This window comes from Paenibacillus sp. 1SOY10, from assembly GCF_056836745.1.
In genome coordinates this window covers 872,636-889,465 of sequence record NZ_JBXENK010000001.1, presented here as the reverse complement: position 1 = coordinate 889,465, position 16,830 = coordinate 872,636, and the positions used below count along the sequence as shown (strand labels likewise).

At 42.6% G+C, this 16,830-nt stretch carries 9 protein-coding genes and 1 pseudogene; 9 read left to right on the top strand and 1 reads right to left on the bottom strand.

Going from position 1 to position 16,830, the window contains the following annotated elements; translation table 11 throughout:
- Positions 1-27: 27 nt before the first annotated feature.
- The 7 genes from AC1VOR_RS04090 to AC1VOR_RS04060 all read left to right on the top strand — a co-directional run bounded on the left by AC1VOR_RS04090 (position 28) and on the right by AC1VOR_RS04060 (position 11,832).
- Positions 28-1,605: an extracellular solute-binding protein gene (locus AC1VOR_RS04090; protein ID WP_482615989.1), complete on the top strand. Its 1,578-nt coding sequence runs from the start codon at positions 28-30 to the stop codon at positions 1,603-1,605.
- Positions 1,606-1,743: 138 nt separating this feature from the next.
- Positions 1,744-3,342, top strand: coding sequence for a glycoside hydrolase family 43 protein (locus AC1VOR_RS04085; protein ID WP_482615988.1), 1,599 nt, complete (start codon positions 1,744-1,746; stop codon positions 3,340-3,342).
- Between the two features lie 173 nt (positions 3,343-3,515).
- Complete coding sequence (locus AC1VOR_RS04080) at positions 3,516-5,009, top strand: alpha-L-arabinofuranosidase C-terminal domain-containing protein (protein ID WP_482615987.1); 1,494 nt, start codon at positions 3,516-3,518, stop codon at positions 5,007-5,009.
- Positions 5,010-5,101: 92 nt separating this feature from the next.
- Entirely contained in the window at positions 5,102-6,457 is a 1,356-nt protein-coding gene (locus tag AC1VOR_RS04075; RefSeq protein ID WP_482615986.1) for a glycoside hydrolase family 28 protein, read from the top strand.
- A 223-nt stretch (positions 6,458-6,680) separates the two neighbouring features.
- Positions 6,681-8,948: a glycoside hydrolase family 95 protein gene (locus tag AC1VOR_RS04070; protein WP_482615985.1), complete on the top strand. Its 2,268-nt coding sequence runs from the start codon at positions 6,681-6,683 to the stop codon at positions 8,946-8,948.
- Positions 8,949-9,786: 838 nt separating this feature from the next.
- The gene (locus AC1VOR_RS04065; RefSeq protein WP_482615984.1) at positions 9,787-10,728 is read left to right on the top strand and encodes a hypothetical protein; all 942 of its coding nucleotides are present in this window, start codon (positions 9,787-9,789) and stop codon (positions 10,726-10,728) included.
- A 114-nt stretch (positions 10,729-10,842) separates the two neighbouring features.
- On the top strand, positions 10,843-11,832 hold the full coding sequence (locus AC1VOR_RS04060; RefSeq protein ID WP_482615983.1) for a hypothetical protein: 990 nt from the start codon (positions 10,843-10,845) through the stop codon (positions 11,830-11,832).
- Positions 11,833-13,367: 1,535 nt separating this feature from the next.
- Here the strand turns inward: AC1VOR_RS04060 and AC1VOR_RS04055 are convergent.
- A pseudogene (locus tag AC1VOR_RS04055) lies at positions 13,368-14,293 on the bottom strand (IS4 family transposase); the annotation flags it as partial.
- Between the two features lie 137 nt (positions 14,294-14,430).
- On the opposite strand from AC1VOR_RS04055, the gene AC1VOR_RS04050 reads away from it, so the two are divergent.
- Both AC1VOR_RS04050 and AC1VOR_RS04045 read left to right on the top strand, forming a co-directional pair.
- A complete protein-coding gene (locus tag AC1VOR_RS04050; RefSeq protein WP_482615982.1) occupies positions 14,431-15,102 on the top strand; it encodes an SGNH/GDSL hydrolase family protein in 672 nt (223 codons plus the stop codon).
- 140 nt (positions 15,103-15,242) lie between these two features.
- Positions 15,243-16,820: a response regulator transcription factor gene (locus AC1VOR_RS04045; RefSeq protein ID WP_482615981.1), complete on the top strand. Its 1,578-nt coding sequence runs from the start codon at positions 15,243-15,245 to the stop codon at positions 16,818-16,820.
- The last annotated feature ends 10 nt before the right edge of the window (positions 16,821-16,830 follow it).

The window sequence follows — 16,830 nt, the reverse complement described above, 5'->3', positions numbered from 1 at the left end:
CTTATTTCAAAAGGGAGGGTAAATTAAATGAAAGTTAAAAAGAAAGTGGTAATTGGTTTGGCATTGGCAATGCTAGCGTTAATGACAGCGGCCTGTGGTCCAAGTAATAATAATGCGGAAAATTCCTCGGGGAATTCTTCTCCGGGAACTTCCAACAGTACAAATGCAAGCGCCTTACAATCTGAAGCACCTGAAAAGTTGAAGGAGGTCACGCTTAAAATTTTTCTTCCGGGGGACGATAAGCCTGCCAAAAAGGAAGTACTAGATGCTTTGTACGAAAAAACGAAAGATCGACTCAATGCTAAATTTGAAATTAACTTCGTTCCATTTGCAGATTATCAGTCCAAACTGACAATGCTTGCTTCTTCAGGTGATGATTATGATGCTGCGTTTACTGCGGACTGGTTTGGATACTCGGCAATGGTTAACAAGGGAGCATTTTTAGACTTGAGTGAACTGGCACCTCAATATGCTCCTGATTTGTATAAATTTTATAAAGATAACAATATGTTATCTTCCGCAAGCGTAAATGGTAAATTGATGGCGCTTCCTTGGACTGAAATTAAAACGTCCAAAACCGCTTTTGAATACCGCGAGGATATTGCAGAAAAGTTGAATATTGATCCGGGTGATCTGAGTACAATCGAAGGCATCGATGCCTTTCTGACGAAAGTTCATGCCGCTAATCCCGGGGTGCCGACCTTTTTCCAAAATTTCGGTTCTGCAGAAGGCAGTATTGTACCTATTCTAATGCCTAAATATGAATATTGGGATATGGGATTCCACTCCTTATATATGGACTTGAACGATCCAGCACATAAGGTTATTCCAGTTGAGCAAACCCCAATATTTAAAGAAGCTGTAGAGTATGCCAAGAAATGGTATGACGCTGGAATTATTTCGAAGAATACATTAAATGACAAGACGAACCAACCGTTCAACAACTCGCAAGCCTTTTCTCAAAAAAATACTATTCTGGCCATGTTCGAAAAATCGATCATGACTGACAAGAATGCAGTTGCAAAAGCGGTTGAAGTATATCCAGGAAAGAAGTTTCCGCGCGATTCCCAAATGAACAATGCGATTGCCATTAATAAAAGCGCGGCAAATCCGGAACGTATGCTGATGTTCATGGACTTGTTGAGCACAGACCGCGAAGTGTACGATCTGTTTCATTACGGAATCAAAGACAAGACGTACTCGCTTGATAGCAACGGAGTCGTTGGCTATGCACAGGATGAAGATCCAAGCAAGCCACTCTGGCAAGGGTGGTTTAATTCGGGATTTGTTCGTGCGGACTTTACCAGACCTACAATTACACGTACGGCAGAGTCTATCCAGAAGCAACAAAATTTCGTAAATCAACCCAATATCATCGTAGCACCTACTGCAGGTCTTGTGCCTCTGACGGATAATATCAAGACTGAACTTGCCGCACGCGATCAATTAGTAGCAGAGCAAGGGAAATTGCTTTTAGTTGGTATTATGAAGGGTGATGTTGATTCAGCCATAAACGAATACATTGAAAAGCAAAAAGCAGCAGGACTGGATAAAATACTTGCAGATGTTCAAAAGCAGGTCGACGATTATCTCAATAGCAAGTAATATTTGTGAGCTTCATTTATAAAATCGGAGGGCGTCCCATCTTCGGGAGCGCTCTCCGATTATTGGGTTATCTGCTTTTTTTGAAACAGTTATACATTTATAGTGCTTTTCACTATGAAGAATGAAGGAGAGATTATCATGAATAAAATTATGAATCCCATTCTACGCGGTTTTAATCCAGACCCTTCAATTATTCGAGTTGGTGATGATTATTACATTGCCACGTCAACCTTCGAATGGTTTCCGGGGGTACAAATCCATCATTCACGGGATCTGATTCATTGGGAACTCATTGCCCATCCGCTGAACAGGGTTTCTCAACTAAACTTGTTGGGAGTCGGAGCATCCCAAGGAATATGGGCTCCATGTCTTACTTACGACAATGGTACTTACTATCTCATTTATACGGTAGTCAATTCTTTCTATTGCAAAATGTATGATACACCTAACTACCTGGTGACGACCACAGATATCCGAGGAGAATGGTCAGAACCTATATACTTGAATAGCTATGGATTTGATCCTTCGTTGTTTCACGATGATGATGGACGAAAGTACATTGTTAGTATGGTGACAGACCACAGAGTTGATCGGATGTACAAGGGGCATTTGGTTCTTCAGGAATATTCAGTAGAGGATCAGCGGATGCTTGGTGAAGCAGTGACCATTTTTACCAGCGACGACATCTACTTCGAAGGTCCCCATATCTATAAGCGAAATGGATGGTACTACTTGTTTGCAGCAGATACCGGCACCGGCGAAGGTCATGGCCAATCTATTATGAGATCCAAACAGGTGTATGGGCCTTATGAACGTTACGAACATAACTCAATTATGACTTCCAGATATAACCCGGAACTTCTCCTGCAAAAATCAGGACATGGTGATCTGGTAGAAACACAGTCTGGTGAGTGGTATATGGTTCATCTGTGCGGGCGAGCATTGGAAAATCGGACTGCCAAAGGAGAACGTAAGTATACCCTGGGCCGGGAAACAGCTCTACAGAAAGTGTGCTGGACTGAAGACGGGTGGCTCGAACTCGCTAATGGTTCCTTTTTACCGGATGTTGAAGTAGACGCTCCCGACTTACCTTTACATCCTTTTTCCCAACCTCCTGTCAGAGATGATTTTGAATCGGATCAGCTGAATATTCATTTTCAGTCCTTACGGGTTCCTATGGACGAGACGTTCTGCACGCTGAAAGAAAGAAAGGGATACCTGCGTCTATATGGCAGAGAGGGACTGGGTTCCAAATTTCGACAAAGCTTGATTGCTAGACGATGGCAGGAATTTAAGTTCACCGCAGCCACTTGTGTGGAATTCGAGCCAACCACTTTCAAACAACTGGCAGGTATCATCTGTTTATATGATACACAAAACTATTACTATTTAAATATTACGCATCATGAACGCTATGGCCGCTGTGTCAGCATACTGGCAGCAGTCAATAATGTCTATTCAGAACCAATTGGTTATATTCCGTTACCTGGGGATGCCAAGCGCATTCATCTACGTGTATCCGTGGATCATGATAAATTGCAGTTTTCCTATGCAGTGAACGATAGAGAACAATACGAAAATATCGGGCCAGTGCTGGATGCCAGCACTCTTTCAGATGAAGCTTGTTTGGAAGGCTGGTTCACCGGTGCTTTTGTGGGAATTTGCTGTCAGGATTTGACGGGATTCCGCAAGCCTGCCGATTTCGATTATTTTGAATATAAAGAAGAGCGTGTTTAAAAAAAAACGCTATTTTCAGTGATTAGGGTCTCATGTTACTCCGTTCACTGATAGAAAAGTTGCACTTTTTCTTAAAAAACATCATTTAATATCCTGTCCTTATATGGAAAAATAATAGAAACCGGATTGAAAGGAACGATAAAATCATTTAAACAACACTTTAGAGGAGCATAATGATGAACAAAATCGTAATCAACCCTAAAAGAACGATTGGAAAAGTAGATTCCCTTATTTTTGGGAACTTTATCGAAAATTTAGATCGGTGTATATATGGAGGAGTTTACGATCCAGAAAGCCCAAATGCGGATGAAGATGGCTTTCGCAAAGAAGTGATCGAGTCCTCCAAAATGATGCAGATTTCAAATGTTCGTTTTCCAGGTGGCTGCTATGCTCCTTTTTACCACTTTCAGGATGGCATTGGAGAGAAAACGAACCGGCCGTTAACCCGTTATAAAAATGAGTATCCTGCCAACAACGAGTTTGGCACGGATGAGTTCGTAAAATGGTGCAATAAAATTGGCGCGGAGCCGTTTATCTGTGTAAACATGGGAACGGGCACAGCGGAAGAAGCAATGAACTGGGTAGAATACTGCAACGGGAAAGCAGGCTCGAGATGGGCGGATAAACGCATCGCCGGTGGCCATCCGGAACCATTTAATGTGAAATACTGGGCCATTGGAAATGAGATCAGTGCACCTTGGGAATTGGGTTACACCGAAACTCCGCAGGATTACATCAAAAAAGCCCGGGATTTTGCGATGGCAATGAAATTTGCCGATCCGTCGATCAAGCTTATCTTCAGTGGTGCACATTTCCCGATTGATTTTCCTCATGATAATTGGAATCGGGAAATTCTGGACGCTCTCTACGATTATGTGGACTATATTAACATTCATGATTATATCGGCCATGATTATAAAGATACTGTAATGGATACTTGGCAAGAATGGGGAGCGGTAAAGACCCATTATTACTTGTCCGAATTCATGAATTTGCTGGAAGATGCTTATCGAATTATGCGAGAAGATATCCGATTAATTAACCACAAACACAATTCGTTCAAAACAATTGGGATCGCACTTGATGAATACAATCCCTGGTATCGTCAAGAGGCTGAACACATGGTTCCATTTAATGTGAGTGATAGCCTGCTTGTCGGGTCATATTTTAACATCTTTATAAGAAACAGCGATGTAGCTACCTTGGCCAATATGGCCCAACTCGTCAATACCATTCCTGCTATGGTTTCAGAGAGCGGCGGAACGGGCTTTTACCGCCAAGGAATTTCCTATATTCAGGAGATGCTCACGATCAATAAAGGACGAACTGCCGTGGATGTATGGAATGGCGGTATATGTTATGAGGGCGCCTACTATCCTAAGGTTTCTCTGCTGGATACTTCTGCAAGCTTTGATGATGCCACGCGGACCGTTATTCTCAATATTATTAACCGTGATCATGAACATACCCAGTCTGTCGATATCGGTATTGTGGATGAGGAGATCGAAAGTATTCGGGGAAAAGTATGGGGAGATCGTGAAATCGAGGCAATGAATACTTTTGCAGAACCTGATCGCTTAACCATCCGTGATGTAGAGCCTCAAAGCATGGGGACTTTGACACTTGAACCATTGTCTATGTATGTGCTGGAAATTCAGTTAAAATAGGGTAATGCCCTGTTTTTTTATACATGCTGGATATCGACATAAACAAACCTGAGCTATAGAGTACACCTAAATAACTATTGGAGGCATGAAGGATGCGAGATATATTTGATCCTAAAGAGTATGGAGCTGTGGCGGATGGTGTCACTGTGGACACTAAAGCTATACAAAATGCAATTGACGCTTGTTTTAAGAATGGAGGCGGATATGTTGTACTTTCAGGTGGCACATTTGTCTCGGGTACTATTGTTTTGAAGTCCAATGTCTATTTGCAGATAAATGCTTCCGCTGTCCTGCTGGCAAATCCTGATATCGGAGACTATCCCGACGGAATGCACTACAATCGTTATGTCAACGAGAAAGATATGGATAAATGTTTTATTTATGCCGAGGAAGCATTGAATATCGGAATAATTGGCCATGGGGAAATCAACGGTAATGCAGAGTGCTTTCCAAATGAAGGAAGTATTTATCGCCCGATGATGATTCGGTTTTTGCGCTGCAAGCATATTCATATCGAGAATATGCGGCTATACAATGCTGCGGCATGGACTACAGCTTTTCTGGATAGTGAGAATATATGGTGTGAGAATCTGGACATCCGTAATGAACAAAGATACAACGGAGATGGCCTGGACTATGATGGCTGTAAAAATGTGTTTGTATCCAACTGCAAAATTCTAGGAACTGATGATAATCTGTGTCTGCAGGCTAGCAGCAAAAGCTTTCCAACCAAAAACGTAAATATATCCAATTGTCATTTTACTTCAATCTGCGCTGGTATCCGCATAGGTTTAAAATCCGTTGGCGATATCTCGAATGTGGCCATCCATAATTGCACCTTCGAAAACATTTGGCGCGAAGGCATCAAAATTGAAAGCACAGAAGGTGGAAGCATCACAGACATCATAGCTCAGGGACTAGTTATGAGGAATGTTACTCGTCCAATTTTCATCATTCTAAATAACAGGCTTGATACCATTGGATCTTCAATCGGTCTCGATAGCATGCCGGAAATTGGTGCATTGGAACGGATTACACTCTCCAACATTATCGCCATTGATGATGAGGAGATGTACAATACGCATTACCGCTTTACCGATGATGTGATGGGCTGCCCCGCATTCAATGGAATTCGGGTTGACGCCTGTGAGAACTATCCCATTCGTGATTTAACCCTCAGCAATATTACCTATACCACTGCTGGGGGTGTCAAAAAAGAGGATATTCCTGCGGAATATCCAAAGGTATGGGATTTGAGATATGAACATCCGGCACAGGTATCCGAAAATTATTACCCAACGTGGAGTCGGACAATTTTTATGGATATTCGCAATGTGGAGAGACTCTCATTGGACGGTTTAAAATTTCATTCTCTGCGGGAGGATACGAGGGTTTCGTATTTTACGGAGAATTGTGAAATTCTAACACAGCAAATATTAGAATATTGAAAGCAAGAACTGAAAAGGAACAAGGGTGTATTGTTACTCCTGTTTTCTTTTTGACTATACGTTAAAAAGAAAACTATAGGCATTTTTTGCGTTTATCGAGATTGCCACTTTTTACTGTAGCTCAGCGGGGGACAATCGGTACAATCGGCGCGTTCTTTAAATAAATCAAGAATAAAAAGGATTACATCAAAACTCACTTAAAGCAAGTGGAGAGGAGCCAGAAATGAGCAGTAACCAATATAGACATAAATTAATGTACAGCAAGCCGGCTGCAAATTGGAACGAAGCTTTGCCAATCGGTAATGGTCGGCTAGGCGCTATGATATTTGGTGATCCTTTGGATGAAAATCTTCAACTTAACGAGGATTCTGTATGGTATGGAGGCCCGCGGGACAGGAATAACGATGATGCTCTTCCAAATCTTCCCGAACTTAGAAAATTGATTTTAGAAGGTAAGCTTAGGAAGGCTGAGGAACTTGCTTTATTGACAATGACTGGTCTGCCGGAAACACAACGTCATTATGTTCCTCTAGGTAATCTGATGCTGCATTTTAACCAACAGGATTCGAATATACATGATTACATCCGAGAACTAGACTTGGAAAGCGCTGTACACCGAATACAATATAAAAGTGGCGACATTACCTACACAAGAGAGATATTCTCGAGTTATCCGGATCAAGCACTAATTATGTTAATAAAGGCTGATCATGGCGGTGCTATATCCCTCAAAGCTCGGTTTGACCGCAACCGTTGGCGTTATCTCGAGAAGACAGAAAAATGGGGAACGGATGGACTTATGATGGAGGGCCATAGTGGTGGAGATGGAGGCTGCCAGTTTCGTGTGGGGGTTAAGGCGGCCGTTGAGGGAGGGGAATGTCGAGTAGTTGGAGAGCATCTAATTATTGAAGGAGCAGATAAGGTTGTGCTCATGCTCACTGCTTTGACAACCTTCCGTTACAAAGATCCTCAAACGGCATGCGGGGAAAAATTGGAACAAATATCCGGAATATCATATAATCAATTACTTCAACGGCATGTCCGGGATTATCGTGAACTGTATGGGCGTACCGAACTAAGGCTTGTTTCAAATACAGTTGGGCCAGGAACTCTTCAGACAGATGAAAGACTAAAACGTTTTGCGGAGGGAGAAGCGGACAATGATTTGATCGCCCTGTACTTTCATTACGGTCGTTATTTGCTTATTGCTTCTAGCCGATCTGGTTCGCTTCCCGCTAATTTGCAAGGGATATGGAATGACAGCTTCTTGCCTCCATGGGACAGCAAATACACAATCAATATTAACACGCAAATGAATTACTGGGCTGCTGAGAATTGCAATCTGGCTGAGTGTCATACACCGCTGTTTGACTTAATTGAGCGAATGCGTGAACCGGGAAGATTGACAGCACAAAAAATGTACAATTGCCGAGGATTTACAGCCCATCATAATACGGACATTTGGGCGGACACGGCACCTCAAGATTCCTATCTGCCAGCTTCCTACTGGCCGCTTGGAGCAGCCTGGCTTTGTTTGCATTTGTGGGAACATTATCAATTTGGAAAGGAACGCGAATTTCTTGCGGATGCATATGAAACTATTAAAGAAGCGACTTTGTTCCTTATAGACTATTTAATAGAAGATGAGCACGGCCGAATGATTACCTGTCCATCAGTATCACCGGAAAATAGCTATACACTGCCTGGTGGTGAGACTGGTGTGCTTTGTGCGGGTGCTTCAATGGATTTTCAAATTATTGAGACGCTATTTCGGGCTTGTATAACTAGTTCAAAAATTCTGGATCGTGATGCTGAATTCGCAGATAAAGTAGCAGATGTGTTAGAACGTCTTCCAAAACCGCAAATCGGACGCTTTGGGCAAGTGCAGGAATGGATGGAGGATTATGATGAACCGGAACCAGGACATCGTCATATCTCTCATCTCTTTGCTCTTTATCCTGGAGATAGCTTTACACCGGAATTAACGCCTGAGTTAGCAGCCGCATCACGAGTTACGCTGGAGCGAAGATTGGCCAATGGGGGGGGGCATACTGGATGGAGCCGAGCTTGGATCATTAACTTCTGGGCGCGTCTTCAGGATGGTGATCAGGGACTAGAGAATATAAAGGCTCTCCTTGGGCATTCTACGCTCCCCAATCTTCTGGACAATCACCCGCCTTTTCAAATTGACGGCAATTTTGGAGGAACTGCGGGCATTGCGGAAATGCTGGTACAAAGTCATACTGGCGACCTTCATTTACTACCGGCGCTACCTAAGGAGTGGAAAGAGGGCTCCGTCCGCGGTTTGCGTGCGCGTGGAGGATATACTATCGATTTAAAGTGGAAGGACTTGAAAGTTTCTGAAGTTTCTATTCACTGCAAATCAACTGGAGTTTGTTGGATTAAGGGCCCTGGATTAAATCCTCAAAAATTTGTCGCCCAGGCGGGAAAAGATTATTTGTTTACTGGAGAATCAGATCTAGGCGATTAATTTGGTTAAAATTTCACTACAATACAAGATTACTGTAGTAGAGTCGAACCCAATATAGAGTATCTATCTTTGGGAAGAGAGATTATAACTCTAGAGGAAGCTGAAAAGTTGAAGCCTGAAGGGATGATTATGTAGGGGCTAACTAAGCGTTCGGCATTTTAAATTTAAAAAGCCAAAAAACCATTTAGTGGGTTTTTGGCTTTTTGGTTATTTGTAATTTTTTTTTTATATTAAAAAAAGATGAAAAGGAATGGGATTTAGGATAGGGTACATAAAGATTGATGAAAACCTTTAAAATACGTATATTGCTCTAAAAAAAGCGCGTTCCCCCACTAAAAAAACTTCTCCTATAATCAATCATGTAAAAGGATAAATAGCATCCGCTGCGGGTCATGGCAGAGGGAGGGCTGAATCTTTATATCTGTGGCTGTAGAAAAAGCGAAAATTCAGTAAAGGAGGTGTTTGTTAAAATTGAATAATTAATTGCTATGCCGCGTTAAAATATTCGGATTAATATCTGTCTGAGCAACGTTGCTCCACACAAGTAGCTAAATCAAAAATAATAACTCCTTCTCTAAAATTTCCACAATTCATGAATGTGTTATTAAAGCCGCCAGATATTTTAGGTGTTTGTAGCATTTTATAGTATGGTGGCGCTTTCTAAAGCGAGGAGGCTCTTTTATCAATTGCTTTATTCTAAAAGACTAAATAAATTCAGTATAAGGTCGATCGGCTTCATTAAAAAAAATTATTATTGAAATCGCTTACTTATTTCCTTTTTAAGAAGTTTAGAAATTAATTTGATGACCGTAAAGGATTTAATAAGGAGGATAGTAAAATGAGTTTTCAATTGGAGTTAAAATCAACAATCAAAAAATTGGTAGCATTCTGTTTGTCAGCCGCTCTCCTGTTGCCTACATCATGGGATTGGCACAGCATGGCGTATGCAGAAACCAGTTCATTGTCACAAGGGATTGTGGACAAAATTGATTTGGGCGAATCTATGTCGGAGGCAGCTCATCATTTCAATGGTGCCAACACATCAGCTTACACAGATGCCCACGGCCAGACTGCCAGAAAATCGATGCCCGAGCAACCGGCCGGATACTATGGTGGGTACCTGTATTTTGACATGAAGGTAGATCCTGAAAAACAAAATTATGTAAGCCTTCGTGTATCTGGCGATGATCTGAACGTCAACAACATCAATGTTTTGGTCAATGGGGAATACATTGAACTTGACGATACGGACTACAATTACCTTTTAGGTGTCAATGAAAACTCACGTAAAGATAGTCCGCCTTTTCCAGGTCAGTATTATTACGTGACGGAGCCGCTTCCATTAAGCATTACTCGCGGACAAAGCTCGGTTAATATAACTCTGCAAGTTCGAGGAACAAATTGGGAATACGGATCGGATTATGCTTCTTCTTACAGTAAAGTAACTACTCCAAGCCGGGGGCTTTACGATTTTTATACGCACACGACTGCTGCTATAAAAGATTCTACAGTTCAAGACGGGACACCATATAGTACAGTGAAAGTAAATGGAGCTACGGTAGCTCAATCAGACGCTGCGGTCTTGAAACTAAGAGATTCATATATCAATCTATTGACCGATTTGCTTCCGAAAAAATCCTCTGGGACGGTTGATATAACAGCCATTACTGCAAAAATTGCGGGACTGGGACTGGACCGTTATACAGGTGAACGAGTCACGACTGCGCTTCTTTCATCGGATTATGATATTAACCCCCCCCGGCGCGAAGCCAACAGATAGCAACTGGGTGGTCAACCCTCTGCTGGCTAGCCCCGAAATTACAAACGCTATTATTGACGGAACGATTCTTCGCATCGTAAATTTGCCAGACAATATGCATCCGATCCGTCAACAGTGATCAGCGGAGGCCACCAAAGTGATTGGGGCGGTTATTATCAATGGGCTGCACAAGAACTCATGGGGCTTGATTATCTTGATAATGAAAACTATTTGAGCAATCTTGGTAAGGATCATATCATTAAAACATATTATCGTGAACATATCAGCGCATGGCTGGCTGAGACTATTACGATGAACGATGGAAGTCAGCTCTCACGTAAACAGGCTTGGGAAAACATGTTCTTGGCCAATTACAATTATGCACGAACACATATTGCCACCTATAGTAATCAAGCTCAATTAACATCACAAGGAGCTTATCTAGCCAATTATGCCTTGCATATGATTGGATCGGATAGAGGCGAATCTTTGACCGCTGCGCAAAGGTTTCTGAAAGTATCCAACGGATCTACTGCATGGCTCGGTAGTGATATCCTGGATGCAAACAGTCATTCCGTTTATCTAATCAAAGACGTCGACAAGGATTATCCCGGTTATGATTACGCTGCTAAAAATTCCGACGGTACGGTGAAGACCGTGACCGAAGAAGGTGTGGAATATATCTTGACGGAAGCCGGAGATAAAATTCAGAAGCAGCAAGTAAATTGGGGAAGCAATTTTTACACGAGTTCGGCCGCTGGTGTATCGCGAGAGCTGGATTATGTAGCGAATTACGGCGATCGTATGGGAGATATGAAAGCCATCTTTCGTTGGTCACAAGACATCGGTGATGGGGAGCGGCTTTTGAAGATTGCGCTGGCCCGCGCTGCAATCTCGCATCCGATACTGGATTCCGCTAATAATCGCGCCATGACAGCCGAAGGTTATCTAGAAGCGAGAGCTCAGGCCTTCCCGTTCCATAAGATCGGCTACTTGGGCACGTCTGATGGAACGGAATCTGCGGAAACAATGTTTGATACCGCGCTTATACGCATGATGCTGGATCGAAATCCGGAAAAATACGGAACATCCTCCGCGCCTGCTTCGAGGTATGAAGAATTGTAGAAGCTATCGGACGAGGCGATGGGAATTACTAAACAGATTTTTGAGGATGGGCAGCAATTAGTTGCTTTGTCTACTTTTGATAGCAGCAAATTCATCAATACATGGAACACTAACACCAATCTTTTTCAAGTGTATTGGTATATTCGGAACTCCGTTGATACAGGTTACCGGGTTCCACAAACAAATTTCAATTGGTATACACAGGATGAGAAAGACAAAATCGACGCTGCTCGAACTGCCTATTCAGCGGCAACAGGCAAGAATGTTCAGACAGTAGAAGAGGAACAAAAGAGTACCTGGGCATTTGTGGACCCGGAGACCGGCATTCTGACCTTTAAGGATGGAGACATATCTGGGTATGTCCAGATGGGATACAAAGCATTTGAAAGAGGCATTAATGGAGTAGGCCGCATTCATTATATCGATCATGATGTTCACCGGGCTGCAACAGTTATGCTTGATCAAGTCTTTCAGCCGGATATTGGGGAATGGAACGTTCGCGAAGACGATGGCAAAGGAAGTTCGACGAAGAAGGCGCCTGAAGGATCAACTTTCGCTCTCGCCGGAGAGACAGTTCCCGTTAACAAGGGAGTAATTCCCAATACAAATCAGGATTTTAAGACACCATACCTTGGACAAACCGACTTTTCGGTTATGAGGTACGACAAGTATCTTATTGCACTGAATTCCACTACAACGTACAAACATGGTAATGGAAAAGCGGATAATGTAGCCACTTATTACGTGCGTGTTCCATCCGAGTATACGGGAAGCACCATATTTGACATTGTATCCGGCCAGAATCTGTCGATAGTGGACGGTCAGGTTGCCGTTCCGCTTTTCTCCGCTGTGGTGCTTCGGTTGAACGTAAACGAGACTGAAGATTCGGTGCCAATGGCAACACGTTTCGTTAGCGCGACGATAGGCGACAATCAAGCCATTGTCAACTGGAGTCACGCCGGCGGCGCTCACACTTACGATGTTTACCGTGCCGAAGTGGTTGGAGATGTTGTCGGGACTTATAGCAAAATCGGGAGCACCTCGCCTGACAATGCTGATGATAATGATACGCTAAAGCAATCGTATAACTGCTATATCGACGAGAGGGCAGAGAATGGTCACACTTATAGGTACAAAATTGTTGCTGTCAGTGCAAACGGTAACGAGAGTATTGAATCCGCTTACACTGAGGTGGCGCTTGTCGGCCAATCACTTGGAGAAGGATACGTTGCATCGATGGTTGGCAATTCCAATTTGGAATTGGCAGCAGCGACAGATGCAGGTAAGGTAATCTTTGCACCCAATGGCAACAGCGGATCTCAAGATGGAGGAGTGGACGCTCCGTATATTAATTTAAACTTGTCCAATATTCCGACTGAAGGCAAAGACGGCGTTACTGCGCATATTAGATTAGATAGCCCCTACAGCGATGAAGTAGCGACAATTGCTATACATTCGACAAATTCGCTGGACTCCTATAAAAACTTTTTGGGAGCGCTGACAACGTACGCTTCGGGCAAACATGACATTTATATTAAGTCGGTACTCAAAATGGCAAGCCATTCCCGTTTTTTATTTCGGTTGCGGACAAAAACAAGGTTTAAGGGCAGACCACAGGCGGTGTGTACGATGACGGAGCTCTTGATGTCTTTGGCATTCGATGAGGGAAGGCTTTGAAAGACCTCACTCAGCATCACTCGATTGCCTTGAACCACATACCGCTGTTTCATCTCTTTCACCATGCCAATGACACCCAGACCTTTGTCGGAGAGTTCACGAAGCAGTGGAGTTTGCGTAAACCAGCTATCCATAAGCACGTAGTCGGCGGTGTAAAGCCCGTTCCAGCAAGGCGACAACAGCATCCGGTTTCCGGGAAAAAGCCTCCATCCGGTGCTTAAACCCGGCGCTACGGTTGGAAAGACCTGAGGCCTTTCACAGATTCGATTGGCTACCTTCGCCGAAGACAGCATGACAAAGTCAAGCGGGCGAAGCTAAACCCGTCTGACCAGCCCAGCGTTAGCATGGTGTAACCTTTGGTGAATTTGCCTTCGGAATGGTCAAAGACTCGTGCCAGTAATTCTGCTTTTTTACTCCGGTTTCGGCTAAGCACTGAATCGTCGATGATGAACAAGCGAACTCGATGTGACGAAATGAGCGATTCGAAATGACGTACGATTCGAAGACTTAAGGCCTGTAAAAAGCGCCACCAAGCAAAAGAAGCCTGATTTAAAAAGCGATAGATGACATCTTTGCCGGGAAGATCCGCTCCACGATCGCTTTCCAGAAGTGGAAACCAGTTCTTTCCTTCGAAGACCAGGGAGAACACGATTTGAAAAATCGCTAGGCTGGAGAGGCCAAAGGATTTGGTAATGCCTGCGTGTCTTAAGGCTTTCCCGATGGAGAGAGTCGCAAAAAGTTTGGAAAAACGAGACTGTTCAGACAGGGAATGCTGTTGTAACATAGGGTTACGCACCTTTCTTGTTGGCATGGTTGCTCGACACTTCCATGATACCAAACAAGTGAGGTGTTTTTTGTCAATAAGATTAAGTATATTGAATTCTTCTCACGCCCTCAAGGGTTTAGGGCATTTTTCTAGGTGTGAAAGTTGAGTCAATTACTAATACTAAAAAAGTTTTTCTATTTCAGGGGGATTCAATAACAGATGGTAATCGTGCGCGTAATGATGATCCTAATCATATTCTAGGACACAGCTATGCTTATATCATTGGTGGCAAATTGGTAAATGAACTGGCTGAACAGCAGCCGAAATTCTATAATCGTGGTGTTAGTGGAGATCGTATCTCTGATTTATATGCCCGTTGGAACGAGGATGCATTCTTTTTGCAGCCGGATGTTCTTAGTATTCTAATTGGAGTAAATGATATCTGGAGAATGATGAAGGGGGAGCCCAGCGGTGTAACCGATCGTTTTGAACGGGCTTATCGTCATGTCTTGGAAGAAACATGTGAGGTACTGCCTCAAACGAAGCTGATTCTGTGTGAGCCTTTTATATTGAATACGGGGGCACCTGCAGAGGCTTGGGGGGATTGGTCGAAGCATATACTTCATTACCAGCAGGTTGTCCTTGAGCTATTACAACAGTTCAGAACATTGCATGTTCCATTGCAGGCGGCCTTTGATGCTGCCACACAACGAGCAGATGCAGCATATTGGCTGTGGGATGGTGTTCATCCAACTTACGCTGGTCATGATTTAATTGCTAATGAGTGGCTGAGTGTTGTCAGAAAAAGCGGAATACTGAATGACTAAGGTGCGTTGAATGTAGTACGAAAACTGGAGAATTGTAGAGCCCGCGCTTAGCGCGGGTTTTTACGTGATGTGGCAAAAATAGAGTAAATGTTTTATCTTTTTGATTTTCGACTATTATAATGAAGTATGAGTTTAAGAAAGTGAATCGAGAGGAGAACTTTGAGACTGAAATGAATGATTTATGCAGAATACTTATTGTTGATGATGAAGTTCTGGTAAGACAAGGGATTAGATATTATTTGAATTGGGAACAGTTTGGATTTCATATTGTAGGGGAGGCGGCTAATGGAAAAGAAGCATTAGCGATGATTCCATCTTTAATGCCGCATATTGTCCTTTCAGATATTGTGATGCCTGTAATGGACGGAGAAGAATTCATCCGCATTCTAAAGGTACATTATCCGCAAATTCAAGTGATTGTGTTAAGCAGTTTTGGTGAGTTTGAATATGTGCGATCTTCTTTTCAGAGTGGAGTAGCTGATTATATTCTAAAACCCAAACTTGCTACAGAAGAGCTTCTGCGGGTTCTACAGCAGACCGCACATAAAATTCCGGGATTTAATATAAGTGAAAAGAGAGACGAAAGATCGCAGGCGCCAGAACTTCTGCTGGAACGAATGCTTGCTGGTTATGAGCCTAGCGATGATGAGCAGCTCAGGATTTTTGAGCATTATAGAGGATTCGTGCTTTTTGGGGCAGATTTGAGCGGGGTAGCAGGGGAGACTCAAGTATACATTGCAGGTCTAATGGCGGAAACAATGATTCATTTCAAGGAGCTTTCTTATGAATGTAAGGTATGGACGCTAACATTTGAAGATAAACGAATAATAATGTTGGCCGCGATCGAAGATGAATTTTATGTAGATTTTTTATCTTCTTTATCAGGATTTGCCAAGGAGAAACATTTCAATATGCCGGAAATGACCTGGGCAATAAGCCGTTGGTTTAATGATATTAGGCAGATTAATAATGTATATAGTCAGGAATGGAACAGACTTTTATCTTTCCGGTTCTATTTTCCTGACCAGTGCTGGTTTCAATCAAATCAATTACCAGTGGCACCAGAAGTGCCTTCATTCGATATGCTGAAATTCACTACTGAGCTCAAAAAAGGAAATCTGGATCTAACTGTTTCTTACGTTAAAGATTATACAGCGCGTTTGGCTCAGAACTATCAGCTACCGCCATTTGAAATGAAATCGTTCTTTGGAAACATTGTGTTCAATCTGTGTGGAGTGCTTTCTGAGGTGAATGGACAAATAAGAGAATTAGATGATGCTAAATATAATTATTTCAAGGATATAGACAAGGCAAAAAACATTCTTGAAGCTTTAAACACCTTGGAAGATTTTCTTGATCAAGCCCTCAAGCTGCCCTTAATCAGAACGATGGATAAAACTGGGGGGAATATGAAGCGGCTTTTGGAGTATATTGACCAGCATTATAGTGAACCACTAAATTTGAACTCAGTCAGTCAACACTTTCATTTTAGCCCATCTTACCTCTCCAGTTATTTCTCTGCAAACAACAATGAAGGATTTAGTGAGTATTTAATACGGGTACGAATTGAAAAAGCAGCAGAATTATTGCAGGTTAGTGAATTATCGGTTTCCGAAATCGGGGCAAGAGTTGGTTATTCAGATCATAGTTATTTTACAAAAGTGTTTAAGAAACAAACTGGTTTATCTCCAAGTGATTACCGCAAAAAAAATGTGTGAGAAGGAGAGA